Origin of the sequence: Salmonella sp. SAL-020, from assembly GCF_017372215.1 — a bacterium.
Classification (GTDB): Bacteria; Pseudomonadota; Gammaproteobacteria; order Enterobacterales; family Enterobacteriaceae; genus Salmonella; species Salmonella enterica.
The window spans coordinates 553,556-575,719 of record NZ_CP071690.1; the positions used below are offsets into that span (position 1 = coordinate 553,556).

Sequence of the window (22,164 nt, forward strand, 5' to 3'; positions counted from 1 at the left end):
CCCTCTACCCTATCAGAGTCTGAAGTCTTCCCCAAGATATACACGCTTAACGTGTTCGTCTTGCAGGATTTCTGTCGGCGTACCGTGGGCAATAAGGTGGCCCTGGCTCACGATATAGGCGCGTTCACAGACTGCCAGCGTCTCACGGACGTTATGGTCGGTGATCAGCACGCCGAGCCCGCTATCGCGCAGATGCTCGATAATGCGTTTGATGTCGATAACGGAAATCGGGTCAACGCCGGCAAAGGGTTCATCCAGCAGGATAAATTTGGGATTAGCGGCCAACGCGCGGGCTATTTCTACACGACGGCGTTCACCACCGGACAGCGCCTGTCCCATGCTGTCGCGCAGATGCTCGATATGAAACTCTTCCATCAGCTCGTTGGCGCGGTCTTCTCGCTGTTCTGCGGTCAAATCGTCACGAATTTGCAGTACCGCCATCAGGTTATCAAATACGCTGAGACGGCGGAAAATAGAAGCTTCCTGCGGCAAATAGCCGATACCGCGGCGCGCGCGCGCGTGCAGCGGCAGCAGACTGATATCTTCATCATCGATGATGATATTGCCTGCGTCACGCGGCACGATACCGACGACCATATAAAAGGTGGTGGTTTTACCCGCGCCGTTTGGACCGAGCAGCCCGACAATCTCCCCGGAGTTAACGGTCAGACTGACATCTTCCACTACGCGACGGCCTTTATAGGCCTTCGCCAGATTCTTTGCAGTTAATGTTGCCATAACGAATTAGTTACTCTTCTTTTGCGCCGGAGTCTGGCCTTTGTTTTTGTCTTGCAACTGCGACGGCACCAGAACGGTGGTGACGCGTTTGCCTTTCTCGCTGAAGGCCTGCATTTTCTGCTCTTTCACCAGGTAGGTGATTTTGTCGCCGGTAATGTTGCTGTCAAGCTGCTCCAGATAAGCGTTGCCGGTCAGCACCACAAAATCTTTCGCCAGCTCGTAATGCATATGGGAAGCGTGGCCTTTCACCGGCTTACCGTTGTCCTGCATCTGGTAGAAGGTGGCCGGATTGCCGTAACCGTCGATCACCTCTTTCCCCTGTTCGCCGCCAGGGCGGGTAACCACGACTTTATCGGCGTTGATCTTAATCGTGCCCTGGGTCATCACCACGTTGCCCGTAAAGGTCACGACGTTGCCTTGCATATCCAGCGACTGTTGATCCGAGTCAATATGAATAGGCTGTTCGGTATCGCCCGTGACGGCGAAAGCCGGAATGCTGGCGGCCAGCAGCGAGCCGGCAAGCATAAGATTAAGGCTGAGTTTGTTTGTTTTGAATTTCATAAGAGGTTCTAACCTTTTCAATCAGCTCGGCGTTCTTGCTGCGTAAGTTACCGCGCATTTTCAGTCCGCTGGAGTTAAATGTTGTGCCGTATAACGTCACCAGATCGTTCGAGGTAACATCCTGCGTCACCAGATTAATCTGCGCGTTATCGGTGGTAATTCTGCGTAATTGAGCGTCAGGCACCAGGGCGTTGACTTCAACATGACCATACAGATAGAGCATCCGATCGTTAGTCAATTTGGCTTTATCGGCCTTGATCGACCATGTCGGCACCTTATCCTTATCAAAGGTGGTTAATACCGGTTGCGTAAACCATGAGACCGCCTGATCGGAAAAATATTCAACGTGCTGCGCGATCAGACGATAGCTCAACGCGCCTTCCGGACTGTACACGACGGTATCCGTATGCTCGCTTTTATACGTGGGATCGTTGCTGTTGACCATCACGGCAGCAGGATCGTCTTTATCCGCCAGATTGATACCAATCAGTACCAGAATGGCCAGCGACAGTAGAATGATAACCCAACGTCTGGTTTTACTCATATCGATTGCCCTTTGGCCTCATCCAGCTTGCCCTGCGCCAGCAGCAACAAGTCGCACACCTCACGTACCGCGCCGCGCCCGCCGGCAATGTGCGTCACATAGTCAGCGCGGGGGATCAGCAGCGGATGCGCATCCGCAACGGCAACGCTTAACCCCACTTTTTCCATCACTGGCCAGTCAATCAGATCATCGCCGACATAGGCAACATTTTCCGGCGCAATGACCAGTTTTTCCAGCAGATCGCTAAAGGCGATCAGCTTATTCGACTGTCCCTGATAAAGATGGACAATCCCCAGCGTGGCGCAGCGATCTTCTACAAGTTTAGCCTTTCGTCCGGTAATAATGGCAACCTCGATATTGGAGGTCAAAGCACAGCGAATACCATAGCCGTCACGAACGTTGAAAGCCTTCAGCTCTTCGCCGTTATTGCCCATATAAATCAGGCCGTCAGACAATACGCCATCCACGTCCAGGATGAGCAGGCGGATATTCTCCGCTTTGGTCATGACATGGGTGCTGACGGGGCCATAACAGGTCGCAAGCGACGCACCTGCTTTACTCATCGTTAATTATCCTTGAGTTTCTACACGACGCCTGCACGCAGGAGATCATGCATATGTAACACACCGAGTAACTGGTCGCCATCAGCAACCAGTACGGAGGTGATATGGCGGGACTGCATTAAATTCAGCGCATCGACAGCGAGAATACCGGGACGCACGCGAATGCCCCCTGGCGTCATCACCTCGGCGATCCCCAACTGGCGCATATCGCCGCCCATATCGAATACGCGACGTAAATCGCCGTCGGTGAAGATACCGTCGATCTTCATGGATTCATCGCAAATGACGGTCATACCGAGATTTTTACGCGTAATTTCTAACAGCGCATCACGCAGGGTGGCATGTTTATTAACATGCGGGATCTCATCGCCAGTATGCATAATATCGCTTACTCGCAGCAGTAGCTTACGTCCCAGCGCGCCGCCAGGATGCGACAGAGCGAAATCCTCGGCGGTAAAGCCGCGCGCTTTTAACAACGCCACAGCGAGCGCGTCGCCCATCACCAGCGTTGCGGTGGTACTACTGGTAGGCGCCAGTCCTAACGGACACGCTTCTTTGGGCACTTTAACACACAGATGCACATCTGCCGCACGCGCCATGCTGCTTTCCGGTCGCCCGGTAATGCAAATTAACGGCACGTGCAGACGTTTAAGTACCGGTATTAGCGCCGCGATCTCGCTGGATTCGCCGGAGTTGGAGATAGCGATAACCACATCCTGCGGCGTAACCATCCCCAAATCGCCGTGCGCGGCTTCGCCTGGATGTACAAAAAAGGAAGAGGTGCCGGTACTGGCGAACGTGGCGGCCATTTTCCGTCCGATATGACCGGATTTTCCCATCCCCATGACCACCACTTTTCCGGTGCAGTTGAACATTTTTTCACAGGCCAGCGTGAAATGCTGGTTGATATATTGATCAAGCTCCGCCAGGCCTTCACGTTCAATTTCCAGGACCTCTTTGCCTGCCTGCTGAAAGTCAAACCCCGGTTGCAACGCTAAATGCGACATAATCCGTTTCCAGTTATCCAACAAGAAGTGGCGATAGCCAATAGAGCATCGCCAGCCATACGATAAACCCGCCGGTCAGCAGTATACCTGCGCCCCGACCAATCTGACGCGGATGCCGCCAGCAAAGTAAAGCGAAAACCACGCTAACCAGCAACATAACGCTATAATCACGCCCAAATGCCAGCGGGTTGATCTCCCCCGGCGCGATCAGCGCAGGCAGTCCCAGCACGATGGCGAGATTAAAAATATTGGCGCCAATGAGATTACCAACGGCAATATCATTTTCGCCTTTTCGCACGCCGGCAATCGCCGTCGCCAGTTCTGGCAGACTGGTGCCGACGGCGATGACTGTCAGACCGAGCGTTAATTCACTCATGGCGAAATAGTTCGCCAGCACCGTAGCGTTATCGATTACCATGCGCGTCGCCATCGGCATGATGACCAGCGCAATGCCCAGCCATAAGAACGCGACGGGGAGCCCGCCTTCGCGCGGCAGCTCCGCCAGTTGTTCGCGGGTGAGGCTGTCATTCCCCTGGCGTTCGGCCAGACGCGCGATTTTAACAATGAATAACAGCCATAGCACAGCCAGAAGCAGGAGAAAGATACCATCACTGCGGCTTAACTGTCCGTCATGCAGTACGGAACCGGCTACCACGCTAACAAATAACATTAATGGCAATTCGCGACGTAAAACATCGGAATGCACGGTAAATGGACGAACCAGCGCCGCCAGCCCTAAGATCAGCAAAATATTGGTGATGTTAGAACCGAGCGCCGCGCCGACGGCCAAATCGAGCTGACCGTGTAGCGATGCGGCGACCGACACAATAATTTCCGGCAGCGAGGTGCCGATACTCACGACCGTCATCCCGATGATCAGCGGGGGAATACCGAATGTACGGCATAAAATAGAGGCCGCAAACACCAGACGATCGGCGCCGTAGGCCACCAGAAGCAAACCAATTATGAGTAGCGCCATCGCTAAAAGCATCTAAAGTCCTTTCTTCAGGTATACTCGCCGGTCCCCTGGAAGGGATATCTGGAAGCCGTAACGAAGTCCTAATTTTGACTTTATGCGGCTAAAAAGTAAAACGAATGCCAGCTTTCGCTAACCCTGTCAGTTAATATTCTGTAATTATGTCGAACCCATGGTTAAATTCAGCGCCATGGTTACCTCAACAAGGCAATACGAAGGATGAATCAATGGGTCAGTCTGCGGCCAATTTAGTCGATATGCGCGACGTCAGCTTTTCCCGTGGCGAACGCTGCATTTTCGATAATATTTCCCTGACGGTGCCGCGCGGGAAGATCACGGCGATCATGGGGCCGTCGGGCATCGGTAAAACCACGCTGTTGCGCCTGATTGGCGGACAGATCCCGCCGGATAAGGGCGAGATCTTATTTGATGGCGAGAATGTGCCGGCCATGTCCCGTTCGCGGCTCTACACCGTCCGCAAACGTATGAGTATGCTGTTTCAGTCGGGAGCGCTGTTTACCGACATGAACGTGTTTGACAATGTGGCCTATCCGCTACGGGAGCACACCAATTTACCCGCGCCGCTGCTAAAAAGCGTCGTGATGATGAAACTGGAAGCTGTCGGGCTGCGCGGCGCGGCAAAACTGATGCCTTCCGAGCTCTCCGGTGGGATGGCGCGCCGCGCCGCGTTGGCGCGCGCCATCGCTCTGGAACCGGATCTCATCATGTTCGATGAGCCGTTTGTCGGCCAGGACCCGATTACCATGGGCGTTCTGGTGAAGCTGATTTCAGAATTGAACAGCGCGCTGGGCGTGACCTGCGTGGTGGTCTCGCATGATGTGCCAGAGGTGCTCAGTATTGCTGATCACGCCTGGATCATGGCGGACAAAAAAATCGTCGCTCACGGTAGCGCTCAGGCGTTGCAGGAGAATACGGACCCGCGCGTGCGTCAGTTCCTTGACGGCATTGCCGACGGGCCGGTTCCGTTCCGCTATCCGGCGGGCGACTATCACCTTGATTTACTCGAAACAGGGAGTTAAGCCACTCATGCTGTTAAATGCGCTGGCAGCACTCGGACACAGCGGGATCAAAACCGTCAGGACGTTCGGGCGCGCCGGGTTAATGTTATTCAATGCGATTATCGGTAAGCCGGAGTTTCGCAAACATGCGCCGCTGCTGGTGCGCCAGCTTTATAATGTGGGCGTCTTGTCGATGCTTATCATTATTGTCTCCGGCGTATTCATCGGTATGGTGCTGGGGCTGCAAGGCTATCTGGTTCTGACCACTTACAGCGCGGAGACCAGTCTTGGCATGTTAGTGGCGCTTTCGCTGCTGCGCGAGCTGGGGCCGGTGGTCGCGGCGTTGCTGTTTGCCGGGCGGGCCGGGTCGGCGTTGACGGCGGAAATCGGCCTGATGCGGGCGACGGAGCAGCTCTCCAGTATGGAGATGATGGCGGTCGATCCATTGCGCCGGGTGATTTCGCCGCGCTTTTGGGCGGGCGTGATTTCGTTGCCGCTACTGACCATTATCTTTGTGGCGGTCGGTATCTGGGGCGGCTCGCTGGTCGGCGTAAGCTGGAAAGGAATCGACGCCGGGTTCTTCTGGTCCGCGATGCAGAATGCCGTCGACTGGCGTATGGACCTGGTGAACTGTCTGATAAAGAGCGTGGTGTTCGCCATTACGGTAACATGGATTGCGTTATTCAACGGTTATGACGCAATACCAACTTCTGCCGGGATTAGCCGGGCAACGACGCGTACCGTGGTTCACGCATCGTTGGCCGTTCTGGGGCTGGATTTTGTGCTGACCGCACTGATGTTTGGGAATTGAGTTCATGCAAACGAAAAAAAATGAAATTTGGGTAGGCGTTTTTTTGCTGGTAGCGTTGCTGGCGGCGCTGTTTGTTTGCCTGAAGGCGGCAAATGTGACCTCTATGCGCACGGAGCCGACCTATAAGGTTTATGCGACCTTCGATAACATCGGCGGTCTGAAAGTGCGTTCCCCGGTACGCATCGGCGGGGTGGTTGTCGGGCGGGTTGAAGATATCTCGCTTGATCCGAAAACATACCTGCCGCGCGTAACGCTCGACATCGAAGAGCGTTATAACCATATTCCCGATACCAGCTCGTTGAGTATTCGTACTTCCGGGCTGCTGGGGGAGCAATATCTGGCATTAAACGTCGGTTTTGAAGATCCTGAGCTGGGAACGTCTATCCTCAAAGATGGGAGTACGATTCAGGACACCAAGTCTGCAATGGTGCTGGAAGATATGATTGGCCAGTTCCTTTATAACAGCAAAGGCGACGACAATAAGAATTCTGGCGATGCGCCAGCCGCAACGGAAGGCCATACTGAAGCCACAACGCCCGCGGGCGAAACGAAATAATCTCAGGAGAATTGAGGCATGTTTAAACGACTGATGATGGTGGCCCTGCTGGTCATTGCGCCATTAAGCGCAGCAACGGCAGCGGATCAGAGCAATCCTTATAAACTGATGAACGAGGCGGCGCAGAAAACGTTTGATCGCCTGAAAAACGAACAGCCGAAAATTCGTGCCAATCCGGATTACCTGCGAGACGTTGTTGATCAGGAACTTCTGCCGTACGTGCAGGTAAAATATGCCGGCGCGCTGGTGTTGGGCCGCTACTACAAAGAGGCGACCCCGGCGCAGCGTGAAGCCTATTTTGCCGCGTTTCGCGAATACCTGAAACAGGCATACGGTCAGGCGCTGGCGATGTACCACGGTCAGACTTACCAGATAGCGCCTGAGCAACCGCTGGGCGATGCGACCATTGTGCCTATCCGTGTAACGATTATCGATCCCAACGGTCGTCCGCCGGTACGCCTGGATTTCCAGTGGCGCAAAAACACTCAGACCGGCAACTGGCAGGCGTATGACATGATTGCGGAAGGCGTCAGCATGATCACCACCAAGCAAAATGAGTGGAGCGATCTGCTGCGTACTAAAGGCATCGACGGCCTGACCGCACAACTGAAATCTATCTCTCAACAGAAAATTACTTTGGACGAGAAACAGTAATGACGCCGCAACTCACCTGGACGCGTGAGGCGGACACTCTGGTGCTGGCGGGAGAGCTGGATCAGGACGTGTTGGCGCCGCTATGGGACGCGCGCGTAGAAGCGATGACTGGCGTTACCCGTATCGACCTGAGCCAGATCTCCAGGGTGGATACGGGGGGACTGGCGCTGCTGGCGCACCTTGTGAACCAGGCAAAAAAGCAGGGCAATGCCGTGTCGCTGTCTGGCGTTAACGACAAGGTTTACGCGCTGGCGCAATTATATAACTTGCCCGAAGACGTACTTCCCCGTATGTAATGAATGCCGGATGGTTTATCCGGCCTACACTTCGCATGATCCCCGTAGGCCGGATAAGTTGCGTTAGCAGCACCATCCGGCACTTTTACCGCGCTGATTTATCAGCGTAATCTTTTGCTTATTTAAGACGGCGCGACTTTGCTCTAAGATGTTGGGCTGTTTTCACTATTTGACGAATAAAGAACCCATGGAAAATCATGAAATTCAGAGTGTGCTGATGAATGCCCTCTCCCTCCAGGAAGTCCACGTCTCCGGCGATGGCAGTCACTTTCAGGTTATTGCCGTGGGCGAGATGTTTGACGGCATGAGCCGGGTCAAGAAACAGCAAACGGTCTATGGGCCGCTAATGGAGTACATTGCGGACAACCGTATCCATGCCGTATCGATCAAAGCATATACCCCGGCGGAATGGGCGCGCGATCGTAAACTTAACGGATTTTAAGCTACGGGTAACCTGCCGGTAGCGGAGATGAATGCTTAACTGAGAATACAATAATGGATAAATTTCGTGTACAGGGGCCAACGACGCTCCAGGGCGAAGTCACAATTTCCGGCGCCAAAAACGCCGCGCTGCCGATCCTGTTCGCCGCTCTGCTGGCAGAAGAACCGGTAGAGATCCAAAACGTTCCAAAACTGAAAGACGTGGATACGTCGATGAAGCTCCTGAGCCAATTAGGCGCGAAAGTGGAACGCAATGGATCGGTACACATTGACGCCAGCCAGGTGAACGTGTTCTGCGCGCCTTATGATCTGGTTAAGACCATGCGCGCCTCGATATGGGCGCTGGGGCCGCTAGTTGCCCGTTTTGGTCAGGGACAAGTCTCTCTGCCGGGGGGCTGTACTATCGGCGCGCGTCCGGTTGATTTGCATATTACCGGTCTGGAACAACTGGGTGCGACCATCAAGCTGGAAGAGGGCTACGTAAAGGCCTCCGTCGAAGGACGTCTTAAAGGGGCGCATATCGTGATGGATAAGGTCAGCGTCGGCGCGACCGTCACCATTATGTGCGCCGCCACGCTGGCGGAAGGGACGACCATCATTGAAAACGCCGCGCGCGAGCCGGAAATTGTCGACACCGCTAACTTCCTGGTTACGCTGGGGGCGAAGATCGCCGGGCAGGGCACCGATCGTATTACGATCGAGGGCGTAGAGCGTCTGGGCGGCGGCGTTTATCGTGTGCTGCCGGATCGTATCGAAACGGGGACTTTCCTGGTGGCGGCAGCGATCTCTCGCGGCAAAATCCTCTGCCGTAACGCGCAACCGGACACTCTGGACGCAGTACTGGCGAAACTGCGCGATGCTGGCGCGGATATCGAAGTGGGCGAGGACTGGATTAGTCTGGACATGCACGGCAAACGACCGAAGGCGGTCAATGTCCGTACCGCGCCGCACCCGGCATTCCCGACCGATATGCAGGCGCAGTTCACGTTGCTGAACCTGGTGGCGGAAGGGACGGGCTTTATCACTGAAACTGTCTTTGAAAACCGTTTTATGCACGTGCCTGAACTCAGCCGCATGGGCGCGCGTGCGGAAATTGAAAGCAATACCGTCATATGCCATGGCATAGAAACGCTCTCTGGCGCCCAGGTTATGGCGACAGATCTGCGGGCATCTGCGAGCCTGGTGCTGGCGGGCTGTATTGCGGAAGGCACGACGATTGTGGATCGCATTTATCACATCGATCGCGGTTATGAGCGCATCGAAGACAAACTGCGCGCGCTAGGCGCGAATATTGAACGCGTGAAAGGCGAATAACCTTCTGTACGCTGAATAACCCCCGCGAACGCGATTGCGGGGGGTATTTTACAGGCGCTTACTCTACATTCTGTTTGTCTTTATTACGCGCTCTCATAAGCCGCGTTCTGTCGATAAACTCATGCGTGCGCGGATCGTGATAACGCGATGGCCAAATAACCCAGGGTTCCGTTCCCAATGCTTTCGCGATAATCAACTCTCCTTTCGGCCACGGGCGCGTTAATGCATTGGCCAGCGTGGATGAACTCAATCCATTCCGACGTGACTCAGCGGCCATTGAAGTCCCTTTTTTACGTAGTCCGGCAATGATATCGGCCGGATGCCAGTCAATAAGCTTGCTTTCCATACATCCATCACTCCTTAGGTTAATCACTTACGGTTTTAACAACCCGACGACGTTCGATACTATAACGCTTCGTGAAGGAATGTTCTAAAAAGTTCATGTAAGTGGCGGCAATATTCAGAATATGCCAGGGGAAGTCCTGGATGAGTATGTGAAAAACAGGCGATAGGGTATCTGGAGTTTATTAGAACTTAATGGGATATCCCGCGCAGTACGCGGGATAAGAGAACGGCATTAACGATCGCGCTGCACCGCGATGTGTGCGAGACCGATTAGCGCCTCACGCCATGGGGTATCCGGCAATATCTGCAACGCGGATATCGCTTTGTCGGCTTCTTCTTCCGCTCGCTGACGCGTCCATTCCAGCGAACCGCAGGTGGTCATCGCTTCCAGAACCGGTTCCAGAAGATGACGGCCATTGCCTTGTTCAATAGCGGTACGGATCATCGCTGACTGTTCTGGCGTACCGTGGCGCATGGCGTGAAGCAACGGTAAGGTAGGTTTGCCCTCATTGAGGTCATCACCCACATTTTTACCGAGATGCTCGCCGTCGGCACTGTAATCCAGCAGATCGTCAATGAGCTGGAAAGCCGTACCAAGGTAGCGGCCATAGTCCTGCAACCCTTTCTCTTGCTCAGGCGTACAACCGGCAAGAATACCGGAGCACTGGGCGGCGGCTTCGAACAGACGGGCCGTTTTACTGTAAATCACCCGCATGTAATTTTCTTCGGTAATGTCCGGGTCATTCACGTTCATCAATTGCAGCACTTCACCTTCTGCAATCACGTTGACCGCTTCCGACATCACTTCCAGCACTTTTAACGAGCCGAGGCTGGTCATCATCTGGAAGGCGCGGGTATAGATAAAGTCGCCGACCAACACGCTGGCGGCATTACCGAAAGCGGCATTTGCCGTCGCTTTGCCGCGACGCATATCAGATTCATCCACCACATCATCATGTAGCAGCGTCGCCGTGTGGATAAACTCGATCAGAGCGGCGATAGTCACGTGCGCGTTACCCTGATAACCCACCGCGCGTGCGGCAAGAACGGCAATCATCGGACGAATGCGTTTTCCGCCGCCGCTAATAATGTAATATCCTAGCTGATTAATCAGTTGAACGTCGGAATTAAGCTGTTCAAGGATTGTCGCATTGACACCCGCCATATCTTGCGCGGTTAACTCGTTGATTTTTTCTAAATTCATCGCAAAAGCCGGGCTTATCGCCCCGATTATCCCATGTCTGAATGAGGTAACGTAGGGTTTATGGTTAGAAATATACCCTGATTGTACTGAAAAAACGCCGCAGATAAACGTTACCGTATGCGTTGTGTTTTTTTTCTTCATGTATTGATGGTAGCACTTGTCAAAGCCGTGCAATTTGCGTAATATTCGCGCCCTATTGTGAATATTTATAGCGCGCTCTGAATCATTGAAAGGTGTGCGCGGAAGCGGAGTTTTTTATGTACGCGGTTTTCCAAAGTGGTGGTAAACAACACCGAGTAAGCGAAGGTCAGACCGTTCGCCTGGAAAAGCTGGACATCGCAACTGGCGAAACTATCGAGTTCGCTGAAGTTCTGATGATCGCAAACGGTGAAGAAGTCAAAATCGGCGTTCCTTTCGTTGATGGCGGCGTAATCAAAGCTGAAGTTGTTGCCCACGGTCGTGGCGAGAAAGTTAAAATCGTTAAGTTTCGTCGCCGTAAACACTACCGTAAGCAGCAGGGCCATCGTCAGTGGTTCACTGATGTGAAAATTACCGGCATCAGCGCTTAAGATTAGGGGAGCAGATTAAATGGCACATAAAAAGGCTGGCGGCTCGACTCGTAACGGTCGCGATTCTGAAGCTAAACGTCTGGGCGTAAAACGCTTTGGCGGTGAAGCAGTTCTGGCAGGCAGCATCATCGTTCGTCAACGTGGTACTAAATTCCACGCTGGCACCAACGTTGGTTGCGGTCGTGACCACACTCTGTTTGCTAAAGCAGACGGTAAAGTGAAATTCGAAGTTAAAGGCCCGAAAAACCGTAAATACATCAGCATCGTTGCTGAGTAAGTTTTTTGTGGTCCGGTAACGGATGAAAGCCCCGCACCTGTTGCGGGGCTTTTTACATTCGATGGCCGACTAAAATATACCCGTGTGGCTGTGCGAATGCCGTTAACGGGTCTTTGCAGGGAACACGGCATGAAGCAGCAGGCAGGCATTGGCATTCTTTTAGCGCTCACTACCGCGATGTGCTGGGGAGCGTTGCCAATAGCAATGAAGCAAGTGCTGGAGGTGATGGAGCCTTCAACCATTGTCTTCTACCGCTTCTTAATGGCCAGCATTGGCCTCGGGGCGATACTGGCAGTAAAAAGAAAGCTGCCGCCGCTGCGTATTTTTCGTAAGCCGCGTTGGTTGGTGTTATTGGCGATAGCGACCTGCGGACTGTTCGGTAATTTCATTTTGTTCAGTTCTTCCCTGCAATATTTAAGCCCAACCGCGTCGCAGGTTATCGGCCAGCTCTCGCCGGTTGGCATGATGGTCGCCAGCGTCTTTATTCTGAAAGAAAAGATGCGCGGTACGCAGGTGATTGGCGCGCTGATGTTATTGAGCGGGCTGGTGATGTTTTTTAACACCAGTCTGATCGAGATTTTTACCCGACTGACCGACTACACCTGGGGCGTTATTTTTGGCGTAGGCGCGGCGATGGTGTGGGTGAGCTATGGCGTGGCGCAAAAAGTATTATTGCGACGTCTGGCCTCGCAGCAGATCCTGTTTTTACTGTACACTTTATGTACGATAGCGCTCTTGCCGCTGGCAAAACCGATGGTGATAGCGCAACTGAGCGACTGGCAGCTCGCCTGTTTGATTTTCTGCGGGCTAAATACGCTGGTAGGATATGGCGCCCTGGCGGAAGCGATGGCGCGTTGGCAGGCGGCGCAGGTGAGCGCGATAATCACGCTTACACCGCTATTTACCCTGCTGTTTTCAGATCTTTTATCTATGGCCTGGCCCGATTTCTTCGCCAGACCGATGTTAAACCTTTTAGGTTATCTCGGTGCGTTTGTCGTGGTTGCGGGCGCGATGTATTCCGCCATTGGTCATCGTATTTGGGGCGGTTTACGCAAGCATGAAACGGTGGTTTCGCAACCCCGCTCAGGCGAATGATTTACGGAGAATAAAATGAAGTTTGTTGATGAAGCATCGATTCTGGTCGTTGCAGGCGATGGCGGTAATGGCTGTGTGAGCTTTCGCCGCGAAAAATATATCCCGAAAGGCGGCCCGGACGGCGGTGATGGCGGCGACGGCGGCGACGTCTGGATGGAAGCCGATGAAAACCTGAATACGCTGATCGATTACCGCTTTGAAAAATCGTTCCGCGCTGAACGTGGTCAGAATGGCGCGAGCCGCGACTGTACCGGTAAACGCGGTAAAGACGTGACCATCAAAGTGCCGGTCGGTACGCGCGTTATCGACCAGGGAACCGGTGAAACGATGGGCGACATGACCAAACACGGTCAGCGTCTGTTGGTCGCGAAGGGCGGCTGGCATGGGCTAGGCAATACCCGTTTTAAATCCTCGGTTAACCGTACGCCGCGCCAGAAAACCAATGGTACGCCGGGCGATAAGCGCGACCTGCTGCTGGAACTGATGCTGCTGGCGGATGTCGGGATGCTGGGGATGCCAAACGCCGGTAAATCAACGTTCATTCGCGCGGTATCGGCAGCAAAACCGAAAGTCGCGGACTATCCGTTTACCACGCTGGTGCCGAGCCTGGGCGTGGTACGTATGGACAGCGAAAAGAGTTTTGTGGTGGCCGACATTCCGGGGTTGATCGAAGGCGCGGCGGAAGGCGCGGGCCTGGGGATTCGCTTCCTGAAGCACCTCGAACGTTGCCGCGTACTGCTGCACCTCATTGATATCGATCCGATCGACGGTTCCGATCCGGTGGAAAACGCCCGTATCATTATTGGCGAACTGGAAAAATACAGCCAGGATCTGGCGGCTAAACCGCGCTGGTTAGTGTTCAACAAGATCGATCTGATGGATAAAACCGAAGCGGAAGAGAAAGCGAAAGCGATCGCCGAAGCGTTGGGCTGGGAAGGGAAATACTATCTGATTTCCGCCGCCAGTCAGCTAGGGGTGAAAGATCTCTGCTGGGATGTGATGACCTTTATCATCGAGAATCCGATCGCGCAGGCTGAAGAAGCAAAACAGCCGGAAAAAGTCGAGTTCATGTGGGACGATTATCATCGCCAGCAGTTGGCTGAAGTGGAAGAAGACGCAGACGATGACTGGGATGACGACTGGGATGAAGACGACGAAGAAGGCGTCGAATTCATCTACAAACGTTAATCTCGTAGCCGGATGGCGCTAAAGCTTATCCGGCCTACAAAAGCCAACGGGCCGCATTTGCGGCCCATTTTATTATGTTCGTTGTAGGCCGGATAAGACGCGTTAGCGCCGCCATCCGGCAATAATGCACTCAGTTAGTCTGATAAATATCCTTATACAACCGACTCTCGAAGCGTACCAGCGGGATTCGGCGATTACGCTGATCGGCAGGTGGAACCGCGTAGCCGGACAAATACTGTACAAATGCCATCCGTTGTCCGCTTGCGGTGGTAATAAAGCCCGCCAGATTATACACGCCCTGCAGTGATCCGGTTTTCGCCGAAACCTTACCGTCTACGCCCGCCTGATGCAGCCCGGCGCGGTATTGTAATGAACCATCATAGCCCGCCAGCGGCAGCATAGAGATAAAGTTCAGCTCGTTATCGTGTTGGGCGATATATTGCAGCACCTGCATCATCGTGGCGGGAGCGATCAGATTATGGCGAGAAAGACCGGAACCGTCGGCAATAATGGTATTGCCGATATCAATTCCCGCCTGTTGGCGTAGGATCTGGCGAACGGCATCCGATCCCGCCCGCCAGGTGCCAGGCACGTTAAACCTGACATGACCAATCATCCGAAAAACAGTATCGGCGATCATGTTGTCTGACTTTTTCAGCATAATCTTAAGCAGATCGTGCAGTGGCGCCGACTGTTTACTGGCGACGATCGTTCCGGGCTCGTTAACCTGCGTCTGGCGCAGCAGCGTGCCGCGGTAAGTTATCCCGGCCTCTTTCAGTTCCTGCTTGAGGATCGCGCCCGCGTAGCTGGCGCCGTCCTGAATAGCAAAGGCCAGCGGCAGCGGGTCGGCGCGCTGTGGTAAACAGCCGGTAAGCGTATAACGGTTCAAATCGCCAGGCACAACATCCAGCTCGCAATACTGCGCGTCTGCCGAACCGCGCGGTAGAGTCCGTACCTGGCTGAACATCGTTACCGGATAATAAGAAGCCACGCGAATAAAGGCTAAATCGTTTGGTTTTTGCGCGCTATAAAGCGACACAGAAAAACAGTTGCGGTCAACAATGGCGGCGGCGGGAGGCGCGCTGAAACACTGCGTCAGGTCGTTCCACGGCCAGCCTGGCGCTTTATCGTGGCTGGCGAAAATCGACGTGTCGATAAGCACATTGCCGTCGATTTGCGTGACGCCGGACTTTTTCAGCGTCGCGACCATATTGCGAATATCCTGACGTTTTAGCGTTGGATCGCCACCAAAGCGCGCAATTACGTCACCTTTCAGGATGCCGTTATCGACGTTGCCTTTAGTCTCCAGCGTGGTCGTAAAACGGAAATCCGGGCCGAGTTGAATCAGCGCCGCCAGCGCGGTAATCACCTTTTGGGTACTGGCGGGAAGCGCCATCTGCTGACTATGATAATCAATAGCCGGCGCGGGCGCGCCAATCTTTTGCACCATCAGCGCGAGGTTGGCGCCGGCCGGAAGCTGTTTGATGTATTCGTCAATATTCGCGGCCTGAACGCTGAACGCTATACTGGTGGTCAATCCGATGATAAATCTGGAAAATCGCATAATCTCGCGCTAACACCCTGGAAACAAGCCGTCATACTACGGCGCAACGCCCTAAAAAGTAAACGATGACCCATAGGGAACTCCAGGGTAAAATGGTTATCAAAGAGGAAATTGTAGCTGACCTGGGACTGCGCGCCCGGGTTGGTGTTTTTTTGCTTCTGACCCTGGTATGGCATATGCCGGGGCTGGCTTAGCAGCCGGGGTAGAGTTCATTGCCCCCTACAGGAATGTTCAAGAGGTATAACAAATGCAAGCTATTCCGATGACCTTACGCGGAGCCGAAAAACTGCGCGAAGAGCTGGATTTTCTGAAATCTGTGCGCCGTCCTGAAATCATCGCCGCTATCGCCGAAGCGCGCGAACATGGCGATTTAAAAGAAAACGCGGAGTATCATGCTGCACGCGAACAGCAGGGTTTCTGCGAAGGGCGCATTAAAGATATCGAAGCAAAACTGTCGAATGCGCAGGTGATTGATGTCACTAAAATGCCGAACAATGGCCGCGTGATTTTCGGCGCTACCGTCACGGTGCTGAACCTGGACACCGACGAAGAGCAGACCTACCGCATTGTTGGCGATGATGAGGCGGATTTTAAGCAAAATCTCATTTCGGTAAACTCGCCAATCGCTCGCGGCCTGATCGGCAAAGAGCAGGATGACGTCGTGGTGATCAAAACGCCTGGCGGCGATGTGGAATACGAAGTGCTTAAAGTGGAATACCTTTAAGTAGTACTCAATACGCAAATTGTTGGTGTATTGTAAAGAAAGGAAAAAGGCCGCATAGCGGCCTTTTATCAACGGAGAGAGCGTGGCATTTTGCTCTCCTGCTCGTGGAAAACCCCTCGTTTTACACAGATTTTGTGTTCGACTTTAGGATATCCTTAACGCGGCAGCGAGATTTTACGCTCTTTAGTTGGGCGATACAGCACCAGCGTTTTACCGATGACCTGTACGTTACAGGCGCCGGTTTCGCGCACGATAGCGTCCACGATCAAGGTTTTTGTTTCGCGATCTTCCGAGGCGATTTTCACCTTGATAAGTTCATGGTGCTCTAACGCTTGTTCAATCTCGGCCAGTACCCCTTCGGTCAAACCATTATTGCCAAGCATAACAACAGGCTTGAGCGGATGTGCCAGACCTTTTAGGTGCTGTTTTTGTTTAGTACTCAGATTCATCGTATATTTTTGCTTACGTTGGGATTGAAAACGGGTCATTCTACCGCCATCTCCCTTATATCGCCAAATAGGCGTGTAGAAATTTACGCCATTGGCTACGATGAACTGCCCCGACGGGAAAGTTAAATGACAGGTAAAAAGCGTTCTGCCAGCTCAAGCCGCTGGCTTCAGGAACACTTTAGCGATAAATATGTTCAACAGGCGCAGAAAAAGGGGCTACGCTCCCGTGCCTGGTTTAAACTTGATGAAATACAGCAAAGTGACAAACTTTTTAAGCCGGGAATGACGGTAGTCGATCTCGGCGCTGCGCCAGGAGGCTGGTCACAGTATGTGGTCACGCAGATTGGCGGCAAAGGCCGCATCATCGCTTGTGATCTTTTACCTATGGATCCTATCGTTGGTGTGGACTTTCTTCAGGGCGATTTTCGTGATGAACTTGTCATGAAAGCGTTACTGGAACGCGTGGGTGACAGTAAAGTACAAGTTGTCATGTCGGATATGGCACCAAACATGAGCGGAACACCGGCGGTGGATATCCCCCGCGCCATGTATCTGGTGGAGCTGGCGTTAGAGATGTGCCGCGATGTGCTGGCGCCAGGCGGAAGTTTTGTAGTGAAGGTGTTCCAGGGCGAAGGTTTCGATGAGTATCTAAGGGAAATTCGCTCCCTGTTTACGAAGGTTAAAGTTCGTAAGCCGGACTCTTCGCGTGCGCGTTCGCGTGAAGTGTACATTGTAGCGACCGGGCGAAAGTGATAACCGGCAGATTTCAGACGTAAGGTTTGAAAGAAACTGGATATAGAGTATCCTGACGCTGTTTTTAACACAGTTGTAATAAGAGGTTAATCCCTTGAGTGACATGGCGAAAAACCTAATACTCTGGCTGGTCATTGCCGTTGTGCTGATGTCAGTATTCCAGAGCTTTGGGCCCAGCGAGTCTAATGGCCGTAAGGTGGATTACTCTACCTTCCTGCAAGAGGTCAATCAGGACCAGGTTCGCGAAGCGCGTATCAACGGACGTGAGATCAACGTTACCAAGAAAGATAGTAACCGTTACACGACTTACATTCCGATTAATGATCCGAAGCTGCTTGATAACCTGCTGACTAAAAACGTCAAGGTTGTTGGCGAACCACCTGAAGAGCCAAGCCTGCTGGCTTCTATCTTCATTTCCTGGTTCCCGATGCTGTTGCTGATCGGCGTCTGGATCTTCTTCATGCGTCAGATGCAGGGCGGCGGTGGCAAAGGCGCCATGTCGTTCGGTAAGAGCAAGGCGCGTATGCTGACGGAAGATCAGATCAAAACCACGTTTGCTGACGTCGCGGGTTGTGACGAAGCGAAAGAAGAAGTGGCGGAACTGGTTGAATACCTGCGTGAACCGAGCCGTTTCCAGAAGCTGGGCGGTAAAATTCCGAAAGGCGTCCTGATGGTCGGCCCGCCGGGTACCGGTAAAACCCTGCTGGCAAAAGCCATTGCGGGTGAAGCGAAGGTGCCATTCTTTACGATTTCCGGTTCTGACTTTGTGGAAATGTTCGTCGGTGTCGGCGCGTCTCGAGTGCGTGACATGTTCGAACAGGCCAAGAAAGCGGCGCCGTGCATTATCTTCATCGATGAAATCGACGCCGTAGGCCGCCAGCGTGGCGCAGGTCTGGGCGGTGGTCACGATGAACGTGAGCAGACGTTGAACCAGATGCTGGTTGAGATGGACGGCTTCGAAGGTAACGAAGGTATCATCGTTATCGCGGCAACCAACCGTCCGGACGTTCTGGACCCGGCGCTGCTGCGTCCAGGTCGTTTTGACCGTCAGGTGGTGGTAGGCCTGCCGGATGTTCGCGGTCGTGAGCAGATTCTGAAGGTGCATATGCGTCGCGTACCGTTAGCGACGGATATTGATGCGGCGATCATTGCGCGCGGTACGCCGGGCTTCTCCGGTGCTGACCTCGCGAACCTGGTGAACGAAGCGGCGCTGTTTGCGGCTCGTGGTAACAAGCGCGTTGTGTCGATGGTTGAGTTCGAGAAAGCGAAAGACAAAATCATGATGGGCGCCGAACGTCGCTCCATGGTGATGACGGAAGCGCAGAAAGAGTCGACCGCGTACCACGAAGCGGGCCACGCGATTATCGGTCGCCTGGTGCCGGAACACGATCCGGTGCACAAAGTGACGATTATCCCGCGCGGTCGTGCGCTGGGCGTGACCTTCTTCCTGCCTGAAGGCGACGCGATCAGCGCCAGCCGTCAGAAGCTGGAAAGCCAAATCAGCACGCTGTACGGTGGCCGTCTGGCGGAAGAGATTATCTACGGCGTTGAGCATGTTTCTACCGGCGCGTCGAACGACATTAAAGTCGCGACTAACCTGGCGCGTAACATGGTCACCCAGTGGGGCTTCTCGGAGAAACTCGGTCCGTTGCTGTATGCGGAAGAAGAGGGCGAAGTATTCCTCGGCCGTAGCGTCGCAAAAGCGAAACATATGTCTGATGAAACTGCGCGTATCATCGACCAGGAAGTGAAAGCGCTGATTGAACGTAACTACAATCGCGCTCGTCAGATCCTGACTGACAATATGGATATTCTGCACGCGATGAAAGATGCGCTGATGAAATATGAAACCATCGATGCGCCGCAGATTGATGACCTGATGGCGCGTCGTGAAGTGCGTCCGCCTGCGGGCTGGGAAGATCCAAACGGCACCAATAACTCTGACAGCAATGGTACGCCTCAGGCGCCGCGTCCGGTTGATGAACCACGCACGCCGAACCCGGGCAACACGATGTCAGAGCAGCTGGGCGACAAATAAACGTTTGTTGTACAACATTATGTTTAGCGCTCACCGAAACCCTGGGGCTTGCCCCGGGGTTTTTCTTTTTTTAACTCACCACAAATAAAACAGGGATTTTGACCATGAAACTCTTCGCTCAGGGCGCCACGCTCGATCTCACTCATCCGCATGTTATGGGTATCCTGAACGTAACGCCGGATTCGTTCTCCGACGGCGGCGCGCATAACACGCTGATTGAGGCGGTGAAACATGCGAATTTAATGGTGAATGCCGGTGCGACAATTATTGATGTGGGGGGGGAATCAACGCGACCAGGCGCGGCGGAAGTGAGCGTGGAAGAAGAGCTGGATCGCGTTATTCCGGTACTGGAAGCAATCGCGCAACGTTTTGAAGTGTGGATTTCTGTGGATACCTCTAAACCCGAGGTGATCCGTGAAGCGACAAGGGCGGGCGCGCATATTATCAATGATGTCCGTTCGCTCTCCGAGCCCGGCGCGTTGGAAGCGGCAGCGGAAACCGGCTTGCCGGTCAGTCTTATGCACATGCAGGGCAACCCCAAAACCATGCAGGAGGCGCCGAAATATGACGATGTCTTTGCCGAGGTGAATCGCTACTTTATTGAGCAAATAGCACGTTGTGAGAAGGCCGGCATCGCAAAAGAGAAATTGTTGCTCGACCCCGGATTCGGTTTCGGTAAAAATCTCTCTCACAATTATACCTTACTGGCGCGACTGGGTGAGTTTCATCATTTTAACCTGCCGCTGCTGGTGGGCATGTCACGTAAAACGATGGTTGGTCAGTTACTTAACGTGGGACCATCAGACCGTCTGAACGGCAGCCTTGCGTGCGCGGTAATTGCCGCGATGCAGGGCGCGCAGATCATTCGCGTCCATGACGTCAAAGAAACCGTAGAGGCGATGCGGGTGGTAGAAGCCACTCTGTCTGCAAAGGGAAACAAACGCTATGAGTAATCGTAAATATTTCGGTACCGATGGGATTCGCGGACGTGTAGGCAATGCCCCCATTACACCTGATTTCGTGCTTAAACTGGGTTGGGCTGCCGGAAAAGTGCTGGCGCGTCATGGCTCGCGTAAAATCATTATCGGTAAAGATACGCGTATTTCCGGCTATATGCTGGAGTCCGCGCTGGAGGCGGGCCTTGCCGCTGCGGGGCTGTCGGCCTCGTTTACCGGACCTATGCCAACGCCAGCCGTCGCCTATTTGACGCGGACTTTCCGCGCGGAGGCGGGTATCGTTATCTCGGCTTCGCATAACCCGTTCTATGATAACGGCATTAAATTCTTCTCTATCGACGGTACGAAACTGCCTGACGATGTGGAAGAAGCCATCGAAGCCGAAATGGAAAAAGAGATCACCTGCGTAGACTCCGCCGAGCTGGGGAAAGCGAGCCGCATCGTCGATGCCGCCGGACGCTATATTGAGTTCTGTAAAGGCACCTTCCCGAACGAACTGAGCCTCAATGGCCTGAAAGTGGTTGTGGATTGCGCCAACGGCGCTACCTACCATATCGCACCGAATGTGCTGCGCGAGCTGGGCGCGACCGTTATCGCCATCGGCTGTGAGCCAAACGGCGTCAACATTAACGAAGAAGTGGGCGCGACCGACGTGCGCGCGTTGCAGGCGCGCGTGTTGGCGGAGAAGGCGGACCTCGGCATCGCGCTTGACGGCGACGGCGACCGGGTCATCATGGTTGACCATGAAGGCAATAAAGTCGATGGCGATCAGATTATGTATATCATCGCGCGCGAAGGGCTGCGCCAGGGGCAACTGCGCGGCGGCGCGGTGGGGACGCTGATGAGCAATATGGGGCTGGAGCTGGCGCTCAAGCAGCTTGGCATTCCGTTTGCCCGGGCGAAAGTGGGCGACCGCTACGTGCTGGAAAAATTGCAGGAAAAAGGCTGGCGCATCGGCGCGGAAAACTCTGGTCACGTTATTCTGTTGGATAAAACGACCACTGGCGACGGTATTGTAGCGGGGCTACAAGTTCTGGCGGCGATGGTGCGTAATCATATGAGTCTGCACGATCTGTGCAGCGGTATGAAAATGTTCCCGCAGATTCTGGTTAACGTGCGTTACACCGCCGGTAGCGGCGATCCGCTGGAAAATGAAGCGGTGAAAGCGGTAACGGCGGACGTAGAAGCCACGCTCGGCAATCGTGGGCGGGTACTGCTACGTAAATCCGGTACCGAACCGTTGATTCGCGTGATGGTGGAAGGCGAGGATGAAGCGCAGGTTACGGCATTCGCCCATCGTATCGCGGATGCGGTAAAAGCCGTTTAAGCGTTTAAGTGACTAAAAAGGCGGCGGTTGCCGCCTTACGGCCCGCAAAAAACAACGCTTTTGCTGTTTTTTTCCGCAGTTGATACAATGCGCTTAAATTGCCCTTGCGAAGGTCATTCGCTTTGGTTAGTATTCACACCCGCTTCAGTGGGAAACAGTAAAAATCCCGCTTTATTGGTAGAAGCATTGGTACGC

At 53.7% G+C, this 22,164-nt stretch carries 26 protein-coding genes; 16 read left to right on the forward strand and 10 right to left on the reverse strand.

From position 1 onward, the window contains the following. Positions 1–12: 12 nt before the first annotated feature. Genes lptB through J1G48_RS02630 form a run of 6 tightly spaced genes read right to left on the reverse strand, consistent with a single transcriptional unit; the run spans position 13 to position 4,404 of the window. Positions 13–738: an LPS export ABC transporter ATP-binding protein gene (gene lptB / locus J1G48_RS02605; protein WP_000224104.1), complete on the reverse strand. Its 726-nt coding sequence runs from the start codon at positions 736–738 to the stop codon at positions 13–15. Positions 739–744: 6 nt separating this feature from the next. Continuing rightward, on the reverse strand, positions 745–1,299 hold the full coding sequence (lptA, locus tag J1G48_RS02610) for a lipopolysaccharide ABC transporter substrate-binding protein LptA (protein ID WP_000669770.1): 555 nt from the start codon (positions 1,297–1,299) through the stop codon (positions 745–747). After that, entirely contained in the window at positions 1,268–1,843 is a 576-nt protein-coding gene (lptC, locus tag J1G48_RS02615; protein WP_000047845.1) for an LPS export ABC transporter periplasmic protein LptC, read from the reverse strand. Before lptC ends, lptA begins: the two co-directional genes overlap by 32 nt. After that, positions 1,840–2,406 carry a 3-deoxy-manno-octulosonate-8-phosphatase KdsC gene (gene kdsC / locus J1G48_RS02620; RefSeq protein ID WP_000030032.1) on the reverse strand — a complete coding sequence of 189 codons (567 nt, stop codon included), beginning with the start codon at positions 2,404–2,406 and terminating at the stop codon, positions 1,840–1,842. Before kdsC ends, lptC begins: the two co-directional genes overlap by 4 nt. Before the next feature lie 20 nt (positions 2,407–2,426). Next, complete coding sequence (gene kdsD, locus J1G48_RS02625; protein WP_000018617.1) at positions 2,427–3,413, reverse strand: arabinose-5-phosphate isomerase KdsD; 987 nt, start codon at positions 3,411–3,413, stop codon at positions 2,427–2,429. A 13-nt stretch (positions 3,414–3,426) separates the two neighbouring features. Continuing rightward, the gene (locus J1G48_RS02630; protein ID WP_000922742.1) at positions 3,427–4,404 is read right to left on the reverse strand and encodes a calcium/sodium antiporter; all 978 of its coding nucleotides are present in this window, start codon (positions 4,402–4,404) and stop codon (positions 3,427–3,429) included. A 212-nt stretch (positions 4,405–4,616) separates the two neighbouring features. Between J1G48_RS02630 and mlaF the strand changes: the two genes are divergently transcribed. From mlaF to murA, 7 genes are all read left to right on the forward strand, one after another. Continuing rightward, positions 4,617–5,429 (forward strand): phospholipid ABC transporter ATP-binding protein MlaF, encoded by an 813-nt coding sequence (mlaF, locus tag J1G48_RS02635; protein ID WP_000531566.1) that lies wholly within the window; start codon positions 4,617–4,619, stop codon positions 5,427–5,429. Positions 5,430–5,436: 7 nt separating this feature from the next. Beyond that, positions 5,437–6,219, forward strand: a complete 783-nt coding sequence (gene mlaE / locus J1G48_RS02640; RefSeq protein ID WP_000925786.1) for a lipid asymmetry maintenance ABC transporter permease subunit MlaE — start codon at positions 5,437–5,439, stop codon at positions 6,217–6,219. Positions 6,220–6,223: 4 nt separating this feature from the next. Further along, on the forward strand, positions 6,224–6,775 hold the full coding sequence (mlaD, locus tag J1G48_RS02645) for an outer membrane lipid asymmetry maintenance protein MlaD (RefSeq protein ID WP_001193591.1): 552 nt from the start codon (positions 6,224–6,226) through the stop codon (positions 6,773–6,775). Between the two features lie 18 nt (positions 6,776–6,793). Further along, on the forward strand, positions 6,794–7,429 hold the full coding sequence (gene mlaC, locus J1G48_RS02650; protein WP_000476475.1) for a phospholipid-binding protein MlaC: 636 nt from the start codon (positions 6,794–6,796) through the stop codon (positions 7,427–7,429). Next, entirely contained in the window at positions 7,429–7,725 is a 297-nt protein-coding gene (gene mlaB / locus J1G48_RS02655; RefSeq protein WP_000188844.1) for a lipid asymmetry maintenance protein MlaB, read from the forward strand. The genes mlaC and mlaB overlap by 1 nt, the downstream gene beginning before the upstream one ends. A 187-nt stretch (positions 7,726–7,912) precedes the next feature. Continuing rightward, on the forward strand, positions 7,913–8,167 hold the full coding sequence (gene ibaG, locus J1G48_RS02660; protein ID WP_001518349.1) for a BolA family iron metabolism protein IbaG: 255 nt from the start codon (positions 7,913–7,915) through the stop codon (positions 8,165–8,167). 53 nt (positions 8,168–8,220) lie between these two features. After that, positions 8,221–9,480, forward strand: coding sequence for a UDP-N-acetylglucosamine 1-carboxyvinyltransferase (gene murA / locus J1G48_RS02665; protein ID WP_000357287.1), 1,260 nt, complete (start codon positions 8,221–8,223; stop codon positions 9,478–9,480). A gap of 58 nt (positions 9,481–9,538) precedes the next feature. On the opposite strand, the gene sfsB is transcribed toward murA, so the two are convergent. Further along, positions 9,539–9,826, reverse strand: a complete 288-nt coding sequence (gene sfsB / locus J1G48_RS02670) for a DNA-binding transcriptional regulator SfsB (protein ID WP_000444167.1) — start codon at positions 9,824–9,826, stop codon at positions 9,539–9,541. A gap of 231 nt (positions 9,827–10,057) precedes the next feature. Then, a complete protein-coding gene (gene ispB / locus J1G48_RS02675; RefSeq protein WP_001047354.1) occupies positions 10,058–11,029 on the reverse strand; it encodes an octaprenyl diphosphate synthase in 972 nt (323 codons plus the stop codon). Between the two features lie 257 nt (positions 11,030–11,286). On the opposite strand from ispB, the gene rplU reads away from it, so the two are divergent. The 4 genes from rplU (at position 11,287) to cgtA (ending at position 14,158) form a co-directional block, all read left to right on the forward strand. Beyond that, complete coding sequence (gene rplU / locus J1G48_RS02680; protein ID WP_000271396.1) at positions 11,287–11,598, forward strand: 50S ribosomal protein L21; 312 nt, start codon at positions 11,287–11,289, stop codon at positions 11,596–11,598. Positions 11,599–11,617: 19 nt separating this feature from the next. Continuing rightward, positions 11,618–11,875: a 50S ribosomal protein L27 gene (gene rpmA / locus J1G48_RS02685; protein WP_000940593.1), complete on the forward strand. Its 258-nt coding sequence runs from the start codon at positions 11,618–11,620 to the stop codon at positions 11,873–11,875. 129 nt (positions 11,876–12,004) lie between these two features. Further along, positions 12,005–12,970, forward strand: coding sequence for a DMT family transporter (locus tag J1G48_RS02690; protein ID WP_000813052.1), 966 nt, complete (start codon positions 12,005–12,007; stop codon positions 12,968–12,970). A 15-nt stretch (positions 12,971–12,985) separates the two neighbouring features. Continuing rightward, on the forward strand, positions 12,986–14,158 hold the full coding sequence (gene cgtA / locus J1G48_RS02695; RefSeq protein WP_000673556.1) for an Obg family GTPase CgtA: 1,173 nt from the start codon (positions 12,986–12,988) through the stop codon (positions 14,156–14,158). 130 nt (positions 14,159–14,288) lie between these two features. On the opposite strand, the gene dacB is transcribed toward cgtA, so the two are convergent. After that, positions 14,289–15,722: a serine-type D-Ala-D-Ala carboxypeptidase gene (gene dacB, locus J1G48_RS02700; RefSeq protein ID WP_001212681.1), complete on the reverse strand. Its 1,434-nt coding sequence runs from the start codon at positions 15,720–15,722 to the stop codon at positions 14,289–14,291. A gap of 247 nt (positions 15,723–15,969) precedes the next feature. Here dacB and greA point away from each other — a divergent pair, with 247 nt between their 5' ends. Continuing rightward, positions 15,970–16,446 carry a transcription elongation factor GreA gene (gene greA / locus J1G48_RS02705; protein ID WP_001148008.1) on the forward strand — a complete coding sequence of 159 codons (477 nt, stop codon included), beginning with the start codon at positions 15,970–15,972 and terminating at the stop codon, positions 16,444–16,446. Between the two features lie 155 nt (positions 16,447–16,601). Here greA and yhbY read toward each other — a convergent pair whose 3' ends face one another. Then, positions 16,602–16,895: a ribosome assembly RNA-binding protein YhbY gene (yhbY, locus tag J1G48_RS02710; RefSeq protein WP_001592995.1), complete on the reverse strand. Its 294-nt coding sequence runs from the start codon at positions 16,893–16,895 to the stop codon at positions 16,602–16,604. 126 nt (positions 16,896–17,021) lie between these two features. Here yhbY and rlmE point away from each other — a divergent pair, with 126 nt between their 5' ends. From rlmE to glmM, 4 genes are all read left to right on the forward strand, one after another. Beyond that, positions 17,022–17,648, forward strand: a complete 627-nt coding sequence (rlmE, locus tag J1G48_RS02715) for a 23S rRNA (uridine(2552)-2'-O)-methyltransferase RlmE (protein WP_000145974.1) — start codon at positions 17,022–17,024, stop codon at positions 17,646–17,648. Between the two features lie 103 nt (positions 17,649–17,751). Further along, complete coding sequence (ftsH, locus tag J1G48_RS02720; protein WP_001107481.1) at positions 17,752–19,686, forward strand: ATP-dependent zinc metalloprotease FtsH; 1,935 nt, start codon at positions 17,752–17,754, stop codon at positions 19,684–19,686. 104 nt (positions 19,687–19,790) lie between these two features. Further along, positions 19,791–20,639, forward strand: coding sequence for a dihydropteroate synthase (folP, locus tag J1G48_RS02725; protein WP_000764713.1), 849 nt, complete (start codon positions 19,791–19,793; stop codon positions 20,637–20,639). Then, positions 20,632–21,969 carry a phosphoglucosamine mutase gene (gene glmM / locus J1G48_RS02730; RefSeq protein WP_000071169.1) on the forward strand — a complete coding sequence of 446 codons (1,338 nt, stop codon included), beginning with the start codon at positions 20,632–20,634 and terminating at the stop codon, positions 21,967–21,969. The genes folP and glmM overlap by 8 nt, the downstream gene beginning before the upstream one ends. The last annotated feature ends 195 nt before the right edge of the window (positions 21,970–22,164 follow it).

What these genes read in the sequence shown, in the direction of transcription:
- folP (WP_000764713.1), top strand. Translation starts at nt 19,791, where the DNA reads ATGAAACTCTTCGCTCAGGGCGCCACGCTCGATCTCACTCATCCGCAT.
- lptC (WP_000047845.1), bottom strand. Translation starts at nt 1,843, where the DNA reads ATGAGTAAAACCAGACGTTGGGTTATCATTCTACTGTCGCTGGCCATT.
- mlaB (WP_000188844.1), top strand. Translation starts at nt 7,429, where the DNA reads ATGACGCCGCAACTCACCTGGACGCGTGAGGCGGACACTCTGGTGCTG.
- sfsB (WP_000444167.1), bottom strand. Translation starts at nt 9,826, where the DNA reads ATGGAAAGCAAGCTTATTGACTGGCATCCGGCCGATATCATTGCCGGA.
- dacB (WP_001212681.1), bottom strand. Translation starts at nt 15,722, where the DNA reads ATGCGATTTTCCAGATTTATCATCGGATTGACCACCAGTATAGCGTTC.
- ftsH (WP_001107481.1), top strand. Translation starts at nt 17,752, where the DNA reads ATGGCGAAAAACCTAATACTCTGGCTGGTCATTGCCGTTGTGCTGATG.
- mlaE (WP_000925786.1), top strand. Translation starts at nt 5,437, where the DNA reads ATGCTGTTAAATGCGCTGGCAGCACTCGGACACAGCGGGATCAAAACC.
- rpmA (WP_000940593.1), top strand. Translation starts at nt 11,618, where the DNA reads ATGGCACATAAAAAGGCTGGCGGCTCGACTCGTAACGGTCGCGATTCT.
- yhbY (WP_001592995.1), bottom strand. Translation starts at nt 16,895, where the DNA reads ATGAATCTGAGTACTAAACAAAAACAGCACCTAAAAGGTCTGGCACAT.
- ispB (WP_001047354.1), bottom strand. Translation starts at nt 11,029, where the DNA reads ATGAATTTAGAAAAAATCAACGAGTTAACCGCGCAAGATATGGCGGGT.
- J1G48_RS02690 (WP_000813052.1), top strand. Translation starts at nt 12,005, where the DNA reads ATGAAGCAGCAGGCAGGCATTGGCATTCTTTTAGCGCTCACTACCGCG.
- ibaG (WP_001518349.1), top strand. Translation starts at nt 7,913, where the DNA reads ATGGAAAATCATGAAATTCAGAGTGTGCTGATGAATGCCCTCTCCCTC.
- mlaD (WP_001193591.1), top strand. Translation starts at nt 6,224, where the DNA reads ATGCAAACGAAAAAAAATGAAATTTGGGTAGGCGTTTTTTTGCTGGTA.
- greA (WP_001148008.1), top strand. Translation starts at nt 15,970, where the DNA reads ATGCAAGCTATTCCGATGACCTTACGCGGAGCCGAAAAACTGCGCGAA.
- kdsD (WP_000018617.1), bottom strand. Translation starts at nt 3,413, where the DNA reads ATGTCGCATTTAGCGTTGCAACCGGGGTTTGACTTTCAGCAGGCAGGC.
- cgtA (WP_000673556.1), top strand. Translation starts at nt 12,986, where the DNA reads ATGAAGTTTGTTGATGAAGCATCGATTCTGGTCGTTGCAGGCGATGGC.
- murA (WP_000357287.1), top strand. Translation starts at nt 8,221, where the DNA reads ATGGATAAATTTCGTGTACAGGGGCCAACGACGCTCCAGGGCGAAGTC.
- mlaF (WP_000531566.1), top strand. Translation starts at nt 4,617, where the DNA reads ATGGGTCAGTCTGCGGCCAATTTAGTCGATATGCGCGACGTCAGCTTT.
- lptA (WP_000669770.1), bottom strand. Translation starts at nt 1,299, where the DNA reads ATGAAATTCAAAACAAACAAACTCAGCCTTAATCTTATGCTTGCCGGC.
- rplU (WP_000271396.1), top strand. Translation starts at nt 11,287, where the DNA reads ATGTACGCGGTTTTCCAAAGTGGTGGTAAACAACACCGAGTAAGCGAA.
- kdsC (WP_000030032.1), bottom strand. Translation starts at nt 2,406, where the DNA reads ATGAGTAAAGCAGGTGCGTCGCTTGCGACCTGTTATGGCCCCGTCAGC.
- lptB (WP_000224104.1), bottom strand. Translation starts at nt 738, where the DNA reads ATGGCAACATTAACTGCAAAGAATCTGGCGAAGGCCTATAAAGGCCGT.
- glmM (WP_000071169.1), top strand. Translation starts at nt 20,632, where the DNA reads ATGAGTAATCGTAAATATTTCGGTACCGATGGGATTCGCGGACGTGTA.
- mlaC (WP_000476475.1), top strand. Translation starts at nt 6,794, where the DNA reads ATGTTTAAACGACTGATGATGGTGGCCCTGCTGGTCATTGCGCCATTA.
- rlmE (WP_000145974.1), top strand. Translation starts at nt 17,022, where the DNA reads ATGACAGGTAAAAAGCGTTCTGCCAGCTCAAGCCGCTGGCTTCAGGAA.
- J1G48_RS02630 (WP_000922742.1), bottom strand. Translation starts at nt 4,404, where the DNA reads ATGCTTTTAGCGATGGCGCTACTCATAATTGGTTTGCTTCTGGTGGCC.